11 protein-coding genes are annotated in these 14662 nt (G+C 63.6%); 4 read left to right on the plus strand and 7 right to left on the minus strand.

From position 1 onward, the window contains the following. Positions 1 to 32 precede the first annotated feature (32 nt). The 4 genes from mlaE to NHH88_00950 all read right to left on the minus strand — a co-directional run bounded on the left by mlaE (position 33) and on the right by NHH88_00950 (position 3828). Positions 33 to 818: a lipid asymmetry maintenance ABC transporter permease subunit MlaE gene (gene mlaE, locus NHH88_00935; protein USX14393.1), complete on the minus strand. Its 786-nt coding sequence runs from the start codon at positions 816 to 818 to the stop codon at positions 33 to 35. After that, a complete protein-coding gene (locus tag NHH88_00940; GenBank protein USX14394.1) occupies positions 815 to 1618 on the minus strand; it encodes an ABC transporter ATP-binding protein in 804 nt (267 codons plus the stop codon). Before NHH88_00940 ends, mlaE begins: the two co-directional genes overlap by 4 nt. Before the next feature lie 295 nt (positions 1619 to 1913). After that, the gene (locus NHH88_00945; protein USX14395.1) at positions 1914 to 2651 is read right to left on the minus strand and encodes an SDR family oxidoreductase; all 738 of its coding nucleotides are present in this window, start codon (positions 2649 to 2651) and stop codon (positions 1914 to 1916) included. Positions 2652 to 2871: 220 nt separating this feature from the next. Then, complete coding sequence (locus tag NHH88_00950; GenBank protein USX14396.1) at positions 2872 to 3828, minus strand: LysR family transcriptional regulator; 957 nt, start codon at positions 3826 to 3828, stop codon at positions 2872 to 2874. Between the two features lie 110 nt (positions 3829 to 3938). On the opposite strand from NHH88_00950, the gene NHH88_00955 reads away from it, so the two are divergent. Genes NHH88_00955 through NHH88_00970 form a run of 4 tightly spaced genes read left to right on the plus strand, consistent with a single transcriptional unit; the run spans position 3939 to position 6997 of the window. Continuing rightward, positions 3939 to 4238 (plus strand): YciI family protein, encoded by a 300-nt coding sequence (locus NHH88_00955; protein USX14397.1) that lies wholly within the window; start codon positions 3939 to 3941, stop codon positions 4236 to 4238. 46 nt (positions 4239 to 4284) lie between these two features. After that, positions 4285 to 5205, plus strand: coding sequence for an alpha/beta hydrolase (locus NHH88_00960; protein USX14398.1), 921 nt, complete (start codon positions 4285 to 4287; stop codon positions 5203 to 5205). Between the two features lie 43 nt (positions 5206 to 5248). Beyond that, a complete protein-coding gene (locus NHH88_00965) occupies positions 5249 to 5944 on the plus strand; it encodes a type 1 glutamine amidotransferase domain-containing protein (protein ID USX14399.1) in 696 nt (231 codons plus the stop codon). A gap of 21 nt (positions 5945 to 5965) precedes the next feature. Next, positions 5966 to 6997, plus strand: a complete 1032-nt coding sequence (locus tag NHH88_00970; GenBank protein USX14400.1) for an amidohydrolase family protein — start codon at positions 5966 to 5968, stop codon at positions 6995 to 6997. A gap of 34 nt (positions 6998 to 7031) precedes the next feature. Here NHH88_00970 and NHH88_00975 read toward each other — a convergent pair whose 3' ends face one another. From NHH88_00975 to NHH88_00985, 3 genes are all read right to left on the minus strand, one after another. Beyond that, positions 7032 to 8042 carry an IS110 family transposase gene (locus NHH88_00975; protein ID USX14401.1) on the minus strand — a complete coding sequence of 337 codons (1011 nt, stop codon included), beginning with the start codon at positions 8040 to 8042 and terminating at the stop codon, positions 7032 to 7034. Positions 8043 to 8407: 365 nt separating this feature from the next. Further along, positions 8408 to 9871 (minus strand): glutamate synthase subunit beta, encoded by a 1464-nt coding sequence (locus tag NHH88_00980; protein USX14402.1) that lies wholly within the window; start codon positions 9869 to 9871, stop codon positions 8408 to 8410. A gap of 46 nt (positions 9872 to 9917) precedes the next feature. Continuing rightward, entirely contained in the window at positions 9918 to 14642 is a 4725-nt protein-coding gene (locus NHH88_00985; GenBank protein ID USX14403.1) for a glutamate synthase-related protein, read from the minus strand. Positions 14643 to 14662 lie beyond the last annotated feature (20 nt).

Genomic DNA, 14662 nt, shown 5'->3' on the forward strand with positions numbered 1-14662 from the left:
CGTAATACTACTAAGTATTCTTTAATAATGTTTTATTTGCTGAACATCAAAGCGGTCAGCATGAAGTCGAGCCACCAGATCATCAGCGATGAAATCACGACTGTGCGGGTGGTGGCGCGCGCAACGTCTTCCGGCGTCGGCTGGGTCTGATAACCCTGGTACAGCGCGATAAAGGTGATGGCGATGCCGAACACCACGCTCTTGACGAAGCCGTTGAAGATATCCTTCCAGATATCGACGCCGCCCTGCATCTGCGACCAGAACGCGCCCTCGTCGACCCCGATCAACTTGACGCCGACCAGATAGCCGCCCAGCACGCCAACGGCGCTGAACACCGACGCCAGCAGCGGCACCGAGATCACGCCGGCCCAGAAACGGGGCGCGAGCACGCGCTGGATCGGGTTGACGGCCATCATTTCCATCGCCGACAACTGCTCGCCGGCCTTCATCAGGCCGATTTCCGCCGTCAGCGAAGTGCCGGCGCGGCCGGCGAACAGCAGCGCGGTGATCACCGGCCCCAGCTCGCGCGTCAGGCCCAGGGCCACCAGCAGGCCGAGCGACTGCTCGGCGCCGTATTTATTCAGCGTGTAATAACCCTGCAGGCCCAGCACCATGCCGACGAACAAGCCGGACAGGGTGATGATCAACATCGAGTAATTGCCGATGAAGTGCAACTGCTCGATCAGCAAGCGCGGGCGGCGCAGCAGGCCGGGCGACAGGCCCAGCATGTTGAGGAACAAGCGCGCGCCGTAACCGATGCTTTCGATATAGTCGCGCAGCGGCGCGCCCAGCTGGGACAACCAATTTCTTACAGTCATGCTTTCCCCCCCAGGCCCAAATCATCGGCCAGGGACTTGCCTGGATAGTGGAACGGCACGGGGCCGTCCGCTTCGGCGTTGACGAACTGGTGCACGTAAGGATCGGTCGACACCATCATGTCGGCCGGCGTGCCGTGCGCGACGATCTTGCCCTGCGACAGGAAGTAGACGTAGTCGGCGATGGCGAAGCATTCCTTGACGTCGTGCGACACCAGCACCGTGGTCGAGCCGAGCGCGGTGTTGAGGTTGCGGATCAGGTTGGCGGTCACGCCCATCGAGATCGGGTCGAGGCCGGCGAACGGCTCGTCGTACAGGATCAGTTCCGGGTCGAGCGCGATCGAGCGCGCCAGCGCGACGCGGCGCGCCATGCCGCCGGAGATCTCGCCCGGCTTCAATTTGGCGGCGTTGCGCAGGCCCACCGCGTGCAGCTTCATCAGCACCAGGTTGCGGATTAGCTCTTCCGGCAGATCGGTGTGCTCGCGCAACGGGAAGGCGACGTTTTCAAAGACGGTGAGGTCGGTGAAGAGCGCGCCATGCTGGAACAGCATGCCCATTTTGCGCCGCAGCAGATACAAGCCGGCGGTATTCAACTTGTGCACAACCTGGCCCTGGACTTTCACCTGGCCTTTTTGCGGGCGGATCTGGCCGCCGATCAGTCGCAATACCGTCGTCTTGCCGCTGCCCGAACCGCCCATCACTGCGATCACTTTCCCGCGTGGGAAATCCATCTGGAGGCCCGACAGGATCGAGCGCTTTCCATAGGAAAAGTGTAAATCACGGATTTCGACAAGATTAGGCACGACTGAACTCATTATTTTTAATGCCGTATTGTAGTGCAGAAAGGTTAATCTCTGCTGGAGAGGCCCCGATTTCGGGCCTTTGGCGCTATGGTGCGTGGCAGATAATACAACACTACTGAATCTCAAGTCAGCAATTTACACGAGGCATGAAATGTTACATTGCTGCGGCGCGGTAGCCAGTGTGCGGGCAAAACTCTTACCGGATTCTGACTGACGCGGGATAAATAACCGTGCGGACAGGCACATAGTCCCCGATTTAGGCGCATCGGGGGCGGGCCGGGCTGAACAGAACCGTTCAGCCGCCGTTCATGCGCTCGAACAACGCCTCGCCCATCTTGCGCGAGCCCGCCGACAGGCCGACCAGCACCTCGTCGCGGCCGTCCGCCAGTTGGATCAGCGCCTCCGTGGCGAACTCGTCGGGAGACATCATCGGTTGGCCGCTGGTGGCGCCACTGCGCGTCCCACCGCCCAGGCCCGTGTCGACGATGGGCGGCGCCATCTCCACCACCCGCACGCCGGTGCTTTTGAGCTGGTGGCGCAGGGTGAGCGTAAACGAATGCATGGCCGCCTTGGTCGCGCAATAGATGGGGATGTCGGCCAGCGGGGCGAAAGCCAGGCCCGAGCTGACGTTGACGATTGCCGCCATCGGCTGCCGCAACAGCAGGGGCAGCAGCTCGCCGACCAGCCGCACCGGGGCGGTGAAATTGGTCGCCACCTCCTGTTCCAGCTGGTCGAGCGCTCCGGCCTCGTGATAGTTGCGTCGGTATTGCACGCCGGCGTTGTTGATCAGCACGTTCAGCGCGGGATGGTTGGCGGCCAGCCACTCCACCATGGCCTGGCGGCTGGCGGCGTCCGTGATGTCGCAGACGCGGGTAATCAGGGCCGGCGCTTGCGCCTGGGCCCGGCGCAGCGACTCTTCGCCGCGTCCGCAGATGATGACCTGGTTGCCGCGCTCGGCGAGTTGGCGCGCCAGCGCGAAGCCGATGCCGGCGGCGGCCCCGGTGATGAGGATGGTATTAGATGTCAGATGCATGTCGGGACTCCTTCTTTGGTTGTAAACGGGAAGGTGTGCCGACGAGGACGAGGGTTTTCCGCGGGCACACCTGTACCACCGGCAAGCCGGTGCAGGTGTCGCGGATACCCTGTTGGGAAAAGCAGCCGCCCCGGGGAGGGACGGTGACCGGGCTACCATCGGGTCAGCGCTCTTTCGACGGGGAAAATGGTAGCACGGCCCGTTTTAAGCCGCAAGCCGCTTACAGCAGCGCGGCGGGGAGCTGCTCGACCAGCGCGTCGATCGCCAGGCGCAGGCGCAGCGGCATATGCGAGGTGCCGGGCCAAACGGCATAGCAATCCATCGTCGCGCTTGGCAAATCGTCGAGCACGCCCACCAGCCGGCCGTCGCGCAGACGCTCGCGCACCAGCCATTCGGGCAGCCAGGCCAGGCCCAGCCCGGCGGTGGCGGCGTCGGCGATGGCCTCCAGGTCGTCGAGCTGCAGGCGCGAGGCCAGCGGCGTGTCGACGATGCGCCCGCTGGCGTCGGCTAACTGCCAAACGTTGATGCGGTCGCCGCGCCGGTACTGCAGGATGCTGTGCGCGGCCAGCGCGGCCGTGTCGCGCGGCGCGCCGTGGGCGGCCAGGTAGGCCGGCGACGCGCACACGCGCTTGCGCTGCACCACCAGCTTGCGCGCGCGCAGCCCGTCGCTGTCGGCGCCCAGCACGCCGCTGCGGATGGCCAGGTCGAAGCCTTCGGCCAGCACGTCCACCGGGCGGTCGCTAAAGCTCAGGTACAGGTCCAGCGCCGGATGCCGGCGCGCCAACTCCAGCAGGATGGGCGCCACGCAATGGCGGCCGAACAGCACCGGCATCGACACACGCAGCCGGCCCGCCACCTCGTGCCGGCCGGACAGCATCTGCGCCTCGGCCGCGCGCATCGCCGCCAGCGCGCGCAGGCAGTGCTCGTGATAGATCTGGCCGTCCTCGGTCAGGCTTTGCACCCGCGCGGCGCGGTGGAACAGGCGCGCGCCCAGCCGCGCCTCGAGCCGCGCCATCGCCTTCCCCACCGCCGAGCGCGTCAAGCCCAGGTGCTCGGCGGCACGCGCCAGCCCGCCCAGACGCACCACCTCGACGAACATGGTGATGCCGTCCAGCCGCTCCTGGCCAGCCGGCAACGCGTCCAGCTGGATCATCGGGGAATTTAATTCTTCTTTCATCGGAATTTATCTCTACCAAAGATCGTATTTTTCTACTTTAGCATAGCGCCTAGCCGTCGCGGCGGTGTTCCCGGCCGCCGGCCTCTTTCTGCTGATCAAGGAGCCACACCATGAAACTGCTTTGCCTCGACATCCCCCAGCCCGGCGCCACGATGGAAAAATACCAGCCGCACATGCTCGATGAGGCGCGCCACGCCTGGCAGCTCTACAAAAGCGGCGTCGTGCGCGATATGTATTTCCGCCAGGACCGCCCGGGCGTGGCCATCATCGCCGAGTGCGAGTCGGTCGAAGCGGCCAGGCAGGCGCTGCGCGAATTCCCGCTCGCGCAGGCCGGACTGATCGACTGGGAGGTCATTCCGCTCGGCCCCTTCCTCAACTGGGAGATGCTGTTCGCGCCCGGTAACGCCTGATCGCATGACAGCCGGCGTCGCATCCTCCCAACAACTGAAAGTCGCCATGATCAAGACAGTCGCCTTCCACAACAAAGCGGTGCAGCTTTCCGGACACCTTCATCTGCCGGACGACTTCCGCGAAGACAACAAATATCCGGCCCTGGTCGGGATACACCCGGCCGGCGGCGTCAAGGAACAAACGATCGGCCTGTATGCCGCCAGGCTCGCCGCGCACGGCTTCATCGTGGTGGTGTATGACTCGTCCTACCAGGGCGCCAGCGGCGGCGAACCGCGTTTGCTGGAAGACCCGGCGGTCCGGGTTGAAGATGCGCGCTGCGCAGCCGACTTCCTCACCACGCTGCCGTACGTCGACGCCGAGCGCATGGCCGTGTACGGCATCTGCGCCGGCGGTGGTTACGCGCTGGCCGTCGCCCAGAGTGAGCGCCGCTTCAAGGCGGTAGCCGGGATCAGCGCCACGCCGATGGGCGAGGCGGCCCGCAGCGCGTTCGGCGTACCGATACCAACGGCAGAACTGATCGGGACGATGGAAGCGGCGGCCGCGCAGCGTACCGCCGAGGCCCGGGGCGCGCCACCGGCCTATGTCCCCTTCGTTCCGGAAGGCCTGGAAGACATCGACGAGCACACGCCGACGATGTTACGCGAAGGTTACGATTACTACCGCACGCCGCGCGGTCAGCATCCCAACTCCAAGGGCCGCTTTACGATGGCCAGCCTGGACAAGATGCTGGCGTTTACGACCTTCCACCTGATCCCGGAGTTGCTGACGCAACCGTTGCTGTTGATCGCGGGTAGTGCCGCCGACACCAGGATCTACAGCGAACAGGCGTACGCGCTGTCGAACGGACCGAAGGAGTTGTTCGTCATCGACGGCGCCACCCACATCGCGCTGTACGACCGCCCCGAGTACGTGGACCAAGCCGTGCCCAAGCTCGCGCTCTTCTTCGCCGCCAATCTCAAGGCTTAATACGCCGCCACATCACTTTCGCTTCAATCAAGGAAACCAATACATGACCAAGCAAGCATCCGCACTCAAACCCGTCCTGTTCGTCGTCAGCAGCAACGCCGTCAAGGGCGCGACAGGCATTCCCACCGGCTACAACCTGGCCGAGGTGACGCACCCGCTGGAAAAACTGCAAGCGGCCGGCATCGCCGTGGAATTCGCCTCGCCCAAGGGCGGCGACGCCCCGCTCGACGGCCTTGAGGACATGAGCGACCCGGTCATCGCGCGTTACTGGGCCGACGCCGACTTCCGCCAAGCCATCGCCCACACGCTGCCGCTGGACGACATCGATCCGGCGCGCTATTCGGCCATTTTCTTCGCCGGCGGCCACGGCACGATGTGGGACTTCCCCGACAACGCCGCCGCGCAAAACGCCATCCGCGCAATCGACGCGGCCGGCGGCATCGTCTCGGCCGTGTGCCACGGACCGGCGGCGCTGGTCAACGCCCGCCGCGCCGACGGCTCCCTGCTGGTGGCCGGCAAGCGTCTGGCCGCCTTCACCGACGACGAAGAGGAGGAGGTGCAGTCGACCCACGTCGTGCCGTTCCTGCTGGCGAGCACGCTCACCGAACGCGGCGCGCACCACCAGAACGCCGCCAACTGGGCCGACAACGTGGTGGTCGACGGCCGCCTGATCACAGGTCAAAACCCGCAATCGGCCGGCAGCCTGGGCGTGGCGCTGCGCGACGCCTTGCTGGCGTAACGCGACAACCTGGAGGGCGCGATGAAACTGATCTGTGTTGAAGAGCATGTACTCGATCCGGCCATCGGCGCCGCCACGCAACGACTGGCCCTGGCGCAGGCGCCCTATCTGCCAGATTGGGGCAGCCGGGTGACCGACGGCGTGCACGTGGCCGACCCCGCCCGGCCGCACGTCATCGCCGCCAGCGAATCGACCCGCAAGGGGCTGGAGATGGGCGCGCCGCGCCTGGCCGACATGGACAGCGCCGGCATCACGATGCAGGTGCTCTCCTACGGCGGCTTTCCGCAGCTATTGCCCGACGCGCAGGCGATCGACCTGAACCGCGCGGCCAACGACCGGCTGGCCACGGCCGCGCAAGCGCACCCGACGCGCTTCGCCGGCTTCGCCACCCTCCCCTGGCAGGCGCCGGAGGCGGCGGCGCGCGAACTCGAGCGCGCCGTCACGCAGCTCGGCCTGAAGGGCGCGCTGATCAACGGCCGTCCCGGCGACAGCTTCCTCGACGATCCGCGCTACGCGCCCATCCTCGCCGCCTTCGACGAGTTGAAGGTGCCGCTGTATGTTCATCCCGGCCTGCCGTTGCCGGCGGTGCAGGCGCCCTACTACGGCGGGTTCGAGCGCGAACTTGGCGCGCGGCTGGCGATGTTCGCCTGGGGCTGGCATAACGAAGCCGGCATCCAGGTCGTGCGCATGCTGCTCGCCGGCATATTCGATCGCTACCCCGGCCTACAAGTCATCAGTGGCCACTGGGGCGAGATGGTGCCGTTCTTCCTGCAACGACTGGAAGATTCGATTCCACAAGAGGCCTCCGGCCTGCGCCGCCCCATCGTCCAGACCTACCGCGAGCATGTTTACGTGTCGCCCAGCGGTATGCTGACGATGCCGCACTTCCAGTTCATCCGTGCGGTGCTGGGCGCGGAGCGCATCCTGTACTCGATCGATTATCCATATCAGAGCCTGGACGGCGCGCGGGCGTTCATCGAACGCCTGCCGGTCAGCGACACGGACAAGGCGTTGATCGCCCACGGCAACGCCGAGCGGCTGCTGGGGCTGTAAGCAGCACGGCGGGCAAGTCTGAGCAGTGCGGGGGTCAGATACCGTCTTGAATAGCAAGCCCTTTCAGCAAATAATTTGCGTCAAAGGGCTTGCCGTTGTGAATCACCCCGTAGATCAGGTGGGCGAGTTTATGCATCACGGCGCCGACTACGGCCTTCTTTGCCATGCCAGTGGTGGCCAATCGCTCTGCGAAACGACGTAGTATGGGGTTATGCCGGCTCCCCACTAAGCTTGGCATGTAGAGTGCGGCACGCATCGACGTGCTGCCAGTTCGACTGATCACGGTTCGTCCTTTGAGCGAACTCCCGGAACTGCGCTGTTTGGGTGTTACTCCGAGAAAGGCTGCAAATGCCTTAGCGCTGTCAAATCGTCGAATGTTGCCGAGGTGGCCCAGGATTTTGGCCACCGTCGTCATCCCCAAGCCAGGAATGCTGACCAGTAAATCGGCGTCACGTTTGAGATCAGGATGACGGTCAATGTGGTCGTCGATATCATCTTCGAGCTTTTCAATCTCAGCGCTCAGCCAGGCGATGTGCTGCTTGACGTGTTCTGCTACATCATCGAGCCCACTGATGCTTAACGCCTCCATCCGATTTTCTTCTTGCTGGCGAATATCTTTTAATGCCTGTACGCGCAACGACCACGCCCGCAGCTGGCGCTGCTCGAGAGGCGGTGGATGCCAGGCCGGCGGTGCCATCGCACGGCAGTAGCGCGCAATCAAGCCTGCATCGATTTCATCGTTCTTATTGCGTATATTTTCGCTGTGGCCAAAGCCTTTGATGCAGGCAGGATTGACCACGCTCACCAGCATGCCGACTTGATGCAAAGCTAGCGCTACCGGTTCAGAATAGACCCCAGTCGCTTCCATGCACACATGCATCGCCGACAGCGGCACTTTGGATTTACCAAGCCAGTCCACCAACGCCTGATGGCCCTTGGCACAATTTTCAACTACCTTGGCCTTAATCTTCCCGTCCACCAACAAGGCCACATCGAGCTTCTTCTTACTGACATCAATACCTACCGCAGCGCTTATCGTATCCATTTTTGACCTTCCTCGTATGCGGGCTTACGCGCTAACGCGATGGCCCCAGATACCGTTCGGACTTATAAAATGAAACAGGCGAAGGCACCTATCTGACCCACGTGCTCGTCGGCACTAAGTCTGAACGGTGTCACTCCGCCTGACCGCATCAACATCTGTATTATCCGGTGCCGAGGCGGTAATCTCAATATACGAAGTCTGACATTCGGACATGAACCCATGCGTAGGTAGGGAGCTTCCTTTCTACGGCTTAGCCCGTGTCCGAATGTCAGACTTGACCCCGAGGTTTGGGAATAAAAAAACCGGGCAGCGAACGGGGATCACCCACTCGCTCCCGGCTGGGAAGCAAACCGTTCCGCTGCTAATTAACGTGGCAGGTCGGAATAGCCCATCAGGAACTCGTCGACCGCGCGCGCGCACTGGCGGCCTTCGCGGATCGCCCACACCACCAGCGACTGGCCACGGCGCACGTCGCCGGCGGCAAACACTTTAGGCGCGGAAGTCTTGTAGCAACCCTCGCCATCGGTGGTGGCCTTGGCGTTGCCGCGCGCATCCTTGTCGATGCCGAACGCATCCAGCACGTTGGCGACCGGCGATACGAAGCCCATTGCCAGCAGCACCAGGTCGGCCTTCATTTCGAATTCCGAGTTCGGCACTTCAGCCATCTTGCCGTCTTTCCATTCGACGCGGCAGGCGATCAGCTTCTCGACCTTGCCGCCCTTGCCTTCCAGACGCTTGGTGGCGACCGCCCAATCGCGCTCGCAACCTTCCTCGTGCGACGACGAGGTGCGCAGCTTGGTCGGCCAGTACGGCCACACCAGCGGCTTGTTCTCTTGCTCCGGTGGCATAGGCATCAGTTCGAACTGGGTGACCGAGGCGGCGCCGTGGCGGTTGGAAGTGCCGACGCAGTCGGAACCGGTGTCGCCGCCGCCGATGACGACCACGTGCTTGCCGGTGGCCTTCAGTTGGTCCTTGACCTTGTCGCCGGCGTTGACCTTGTTTTGCAGCGGCAGGAAGTCCATCGCGAAATGCACGCCCTTCAGTTCACGACCCGGCACCGGCAGGTCGCGCGGCTGCTCGGCGCCGCCGGCCAGGATGACCGCGTCGTATTCCTTTTCCAGGTCTTCCGGGAAAATGGTTTCCTTGGCCCAGTTGTTGACGTTGGCCGGGAAGTCCTTGCCCACCAACACGCTGGTGCGGAACACGACGCCTTCGGCTTCCATCTGCTTGATACGGCGGTCGATGTGCGACTTTTCCATCTTGAAGTCTGGAATGCCGTAACGCAGCAGGCCGCCGACGCGGTCGCTCTTCTCGAACACGGTCACGGCGTGGCCGGCGCGCGCCAGCTGCTGCGCCGCCGCCAGGCCGGCCGGGCCGGAGCCGACCACGGCCACTTTCTTGCCGGTCTGTTCGGCCGCAGGCTGCGGCACGACCCAGCCGTGCTCCCAGCCTTCGTCGATGATCTTGTGCTCGATCGACTTGATGCCGACCGGATCATTGTTGATGCCCAGGGTACAGGCGGACTCGCACGGCGCCGGGCAGATGCGGCCGGTGAATTCCGGGAAGTTGTTAGTCGAGTGCAGGGTGTCCAGCGCTTCGCGGTAGTTGCCGCGATAAACCAGATCGTTCCAGTCAGGGATGATGTTGTTGACCGGGCAGCCCGTGTTGCAGAACGGGATGCCGCAATCCATGCAGCGCGCGCCCTGCACCTTGGCCTGCTCGTTGGTCAGGGGGATGACGAACTCGGCGTAGTTCTTCAAACGCGCCGCTGGTGGCAGATAGCCCTCGTCCTGGCGCTGGAATTCCATGAAACCGGTGATTTTACCCACGATAAATCCTTAAATATATTCAGTCAACGACGTCGGTCGGAGGCGCTCAGGCGGCGATAGGCTGTACGGCGGCGGCTTCGTTCGCCACGTCCTCGGCCATTTCGGCCAGGGCGCGTTTGTATTCGCTTGGGAATACCTTGACGAACTTGCTGCGGCCATCGGCCCAGTTGTCCAGCAACAGACGGGCGCGCGTACTGCCGGTGTGCTTGAAGTGGCGCTCGATCAAGCGCTTCAGGATCACCTCGTCCGCTTCCGCGCCGTTGTCCTTGTGCTGGATGTGCCATGTGGCCTTGTCCGCTTCCTGCTGCTTGGCGGTCAACACCGGCTCCAGCGACACCATCGCGGTGTTGCAGCGCGTTTCGAAATCGCCGTCCGGGTCGTACACATAGGCGATACCGCCCGACATGCCCGCCGCGAAGTTGCGGCCGGTGCCGCCCAGCACGACAACGGTGCCGCCGGTCATGTATTCGCAGCCGTGGTCGCCGGTGCCTTCGACGATCGCCGTGGCGCCCGAGTTGCGCACCGCGAAACGCTCGCCGGCCACACCGTTGAAGAACGCTTCGCCGCTGATCGCGCCGTACAGCACCGTGTTACCGATGATGATGTTGTTGACGGCCCAGCCGCGGAACTCGGTGTTCGGACGCACGATGATGCGGCCGCCCGACAAGCCCTTGCCGACGTAATCGTTGCCTTCGCCGACCAGGTCAATCGTGATGCCGTGCGCCAGGAAGGCGCAGGCCGACTGGCCGGCCGTGCCCTGCAGCTGGATGTGGATGGTGTCGTCCGGCAGGCCGGCGTGGCCATAGCGCTTGGCCACTTCGCCCGACAGCATGGTGCCGACGGTGCGGTTGACGTTGCGCACCGGCGAGATGAACGAGACGCGCTCGCCCTTCTCCAGCGCGGCCTTGGCTTGCGCGATCAGCTTGTGGTCGAGCGCCTTGTCGAGGCCGTGGTCCTGGTCCATCGTGTGATAGATCGAGTGGCCATCCTGCACTTCCGGCTGGTAGAAGATGGCGCTGAAGTCCAGGCCCTTGGCCTTCCAGTGCGTGATCGCCTTCGACTTGTCCAGCAGGTCGACGCGGCCGATCAACTCGTCATAGGTGCGGATGCCCAGTTGCGCCATCAGCTGACGGGCTTCCTCGGCGACGAAGAAGAAGTAGTTCACGACATACTCAGGCTTGCCGGAGAACTTGGCGCGCAGCACAGGATCCTGGGTGGCGACGCCGACCGGGCAAGTGTTCAGATGGCATTTGCGCATCATGATGCAACCTTCGACCACCAGCGGCGCGGTGGCGAAGCCGATCTCGTCGGCGCCCAGCATGGCGGCGATGACAACGTCGCGGCCGGTGCGCATCTGGCCATCCGCTTGCACGCGAATACGGCTGCGCAGGCCGTTCAGCACCAGGGTTTGCTGGGTTTCAGCCAGGCCCAGCTCCCAAGGGGTGCCGGCGTGCTTGACCGACGACAGCGGCGAGGCGCCCGTGCCGCCGTCATGGCCGGCGACCACGACGTGGTCGGCCTTGGCCTTGGTGACGCCGGCGGCGACGGTGCCGATGCCCACTTCCGACACCAGCTTGACCGAGATCGAGGCGCGCGGGTTGGCGTTCTTCAGATCGTGGATCAGCTGCGCCAGGTCTTCGATCGAATAAATGTCATGGTGCGGCGGCGGCGAGATCAGACCCACGCCAGGCACCGAGAAGCGCAAGGTCGCGATGTATTCCGACACTTTATGGCCGGGCAGCTGGCCGCCTTCGCCAGGCTTGGCGCCCTGGGCCATCTTGATCTGGATCTGGTCGGCCGAGTTCAGGTAGGCGGCGGTGACGCCGAAACGGCCCGAAGCCACCTGCTTGATGCGCGAGCGCAGCGAATCGCCTTCCTGCAACGGAATGTCGACCACCATCTGCTCTTTGCCCATGACCGAAGCCATGGTCTCGCCCTGCTTGATCTTGATACCTTTCAGTTCCATCGTGTAGCGCGATGGGTCCTCGCCGCCTTCGCCGGTGTTGGACTTGCCGCCGATGCGGTTCATCGCCACGGCCAGGGTCGCGTGCGCCTCGGTCGAGATCGAACCCATCGACATCGCACCGGTGGCGAAACGCTTGACGATTTCCTTGGCAGGCTCGACTTCCTCCAGCGGAATCGCCTTGGTCGGGTCCAGCTTGAACTCGAACAGGCCACGCAGGGTCAGGTGACGCTTGCTCTGGTCGTTGATGATCTGCGCGTACTCTTTATAGCTGGAGAAGTTGTTGCTGCGGGTCGAGTGCTGCAACTTGGCGATCGCGTCCGGGGTCCACAGGTGGTCCTCGCCGCGCACGCGGAAGGCGTACTCGCCGCCGGCGTCCAGGTTGTTGGCAAGCACCGGATCGTCGCCGAAGGCCAGGTTATGCAGACGCAGCGCTTCCTCGGCCACTTCGAACACGCCGATACCCTCGACGTTCGAGGCGGTGCCCTTGAAGTACTTGTCGACCAGCGACTTGTTCAGGCCGACGGCTTCGAAGATCTGCGCGCCGCAGTACGACATATAAGTGGAGATGCCCATCTTCGACATCACCTTCATCAGGCCCTTGCCGATGGCCTTGGTGTAGTTGTAGACGGCCTTGTCGCCGGACATGTCGCCCGGCATGCCGTGCGCCAGCTCGACCAGCGTTTCCATCGCCAGGTACGGGTGGATCGCTTCCGCGCCGTAGCCTGCCAGCAGCGCGAAGTGGTGCGTTTCGCGGGCCGAGCCGGTTTCGACGACCAGACCGGTCGAGGCGCGCAGGCCTTTGCTGACCAAGTGCTGATGCACGGTCGATGTGGCCAGAAGCGCGGGGATGGCGACACGATCGGCGCCGATCGAGCGGTCCGAGACGATCAGGATGTTGTGACCGGATTTGACGGCGTCGACCGCCTCGGCGCACAGCGAGGCCAGGCAGGCTTCAACGCCTTCCTTGCCCCAGGCCAGCGGGTAGCAGATGCTCAGCTCGTACGACTTGAACTTGCCGCCGGTGTGCAGGCTGATGCCGCGCAGACGGGCCATGTCGTCGAAGCCCAGAATAGGCTGCGACACTTCCAGGCGCATCGGCGGGTTGACGTTGTTGGTGTCCAGCAGGTTAGGCTTGGGGCCGATGAACGACACCAGCGACATCACCATCGCTTCGCGGATCGGGTCGATCGGCGGGTTGGTCACCTGGGCGAACAGCTGCTTGAAGTAGTTGTACAGCGGCTTGAGCTTGTTGGACATGACGGCCAGCGGCGAGTCATTGCCCATCGAGCCGGTCGCCTCTTCGCCGGCGGCGGCCATCGGCGCCATCAGGAACTTCAGGTCTTCCTGGGTGTAGCCGAACGCCTGCTGGCGGTCCAGCACGGACGCGACGGCTTTTTCGCCCGGCGCGGCGCTGTACTTGACGCGGTTGTGCGCCAACTGGCTTTCGCTCAGCTTGATTTCGTTGAGCTTGATGCGCACGGCGTTGATCCACGCCTTGTACGGCTTGGCGTTGGCGTAGGTGTCTTTGAGCTCTTTATCGTCGATGATGCGGCCCGCTTCCAGGTCGATCAGGAACATCTTGCCCGGCTGCAAACGCCATTTCTGGATGATTTTCGACTCGGGAATCGGCAACACGCCCGATTCCGACGCCATCACCACCAAGTCGTCGTCGGTGACGATGTAACGCGCCGGACGCAAACCGTTGCGGTCCAGGGTGCCGCCGATGTAGCGGCCGTCGGTGAAGGCCATGGCGGCCGGGCCGTCCCATGGTTCCATCATCGCGGCATGATATTCGTAGAACGCACGGCGATTGTCGTCCATCGTGCCGTGATTTTCCCAGGCTTCCGGGATCATCATCATCATCGCCTGGGCGATCGGATAGCCCGCCATCAGCAGCAGTTCGAGCGCGTTGTCGAAGCAGGCGGTGTCCGACTGGCCTTCATAGATCAGCGGGAACAGCTTCTGCAGGTCTTCGCCCAGCACGGCGGACTTCATCACGCCTTCGCGCGCGCGCATCCAGTTGAAGTTGCCTTTGACGGTGTTGATCTCGCCGTTGTGGGCGATCAGGCGGTACGGGTGGGCCAGCGGCCACTCCGGGAAGGTGTTGGTCGAGAAACGCTGGTGCACCAGCGCCAGCGCCGACACGCAGCGCGCGTCCTGCAGGTCCTTGTAGTACACGCCGACCTGGTCGGCCAGCAGCAGGCCTTTGTAGACGATGGTGCGGGCGGACATCGAAGCGACGAAGAATTCCTTACCGTGCAGCAGCTTGAGCGCCTGGATGGCGTGGCCGGACGATTTGCGGATCACATACAGTTTGCGTTCCAGCGCGTCGGTCACCATGATGTCGGCGCCACGGCCAATAAAGATCTGGCGGATCACCGGCTCTTTGGCGCGCACGGTCGGCGACATCGGCATGTCGCAGTCGACCGGCACGTTGCGCCAGCCCAGCACGACCTGGCCTTCGGCGCGCACCGAGCGCTCGATTTCCTGTTCACAGGCGATGCGGGAAGCGTTTTCCTTCGGCAGGAACACCATGCCGACGCCATATTCGCCCGGCGGAGGCAGTTCCACGCCCTGCTTGGCCATCTCGTCGCGGTAGTACTGGTCCGGGATCTGGATCAGGATACCGGCGCCGTCGCCCATCAGCGCATCGGCGCCCACGGCGCCCCGGTGATCGAGGTTCTTCAGGATCAGCAGACCCTGTTCGACGATGGAGTGGCTTTTATTTCCCTTGATGTGGGCGACGAATCCGACGCCGCAGGCATCGTGTTCATTGGAAGGATCGTACAGACCTTGGGCTTTCATGGGGCTTCTCCGCTGGCAAT

The sequence above is a fragment of the Oxalobacteraceae bacterium OTU3CAMAD1 genome (assembly GCA_024123915.1).
Taxonomy (GTDB): Bacteria; Pseudomonadota; Gammaproteobacteria; order Burkholderiales; family Burkholderiaceae_D; genus Rugamonas.

Excerpts from the sequence above, each read along its gene's own strand:
- mlaE (USX14393.1), bottom strand. The coding sequence starts at position 818 with ATGACTGTAAGAAATTGGTTGTCCCAGCTGGGCGCGCCGCTGCGCGAC.
- NHH88_00945 (USX14395.1), bottom strand. The coding sequence starts at position 2,651 with ATGCATCTGACATCTAATACCATCCTCATCACCGGGGCCGCCGCCGGC.
- NHH88_00950 (USX14396.1), bottom strand. The coding sequence starts at position 3,828 with ATGAAAGAAGAATTAAATTCCCCGATGATCCAGCTGGACGCGTTGCCG.
- NHH88_00955 (USX14397.1), top strand. The coding sequence starts at position 3,939 with ATGAAACTGCTTTGCCTCGACATCCCCCAGCCCGGCGCCACGATGGAA.
- NHH88_00960 (USX14398.1), top strand. The coding sequence starts at position 4,285 with ATGATCAAGACAGTCGCCTTCCACAACAAAGCGGTGCAGCTTTCCGGA.
- NHH88_00965 (USX14399.1), top strand. The coding sequence starts at position 5,249 with ATGACCAAGCAAGCATCCGCACTCAAACCCGTCCTGTTCGTCGTCAGC.
- NHH88_00970 (USX14400.1), top strand. The coding sequence starts at position 5,966 with ATGAAACTGATCTGTGTTGAAGAGCATGTACTCGATCCGGCCATCGGC.
- NHH88_00975 (USX14401.1), bottom strand. The coding sequence starts at position 8,042 with ATGGATACGATAAGCGCTGCGGTAGGTATTGATGTCAGTAAGAAGAAG.
- NHH88_00985 (USX14403.1), bottom strand. The coding sequence starts at position 14,642 with ATGAAAGCCCAAGGTCTGTACGATCCTTCCAATGAACACGATGCCTGC.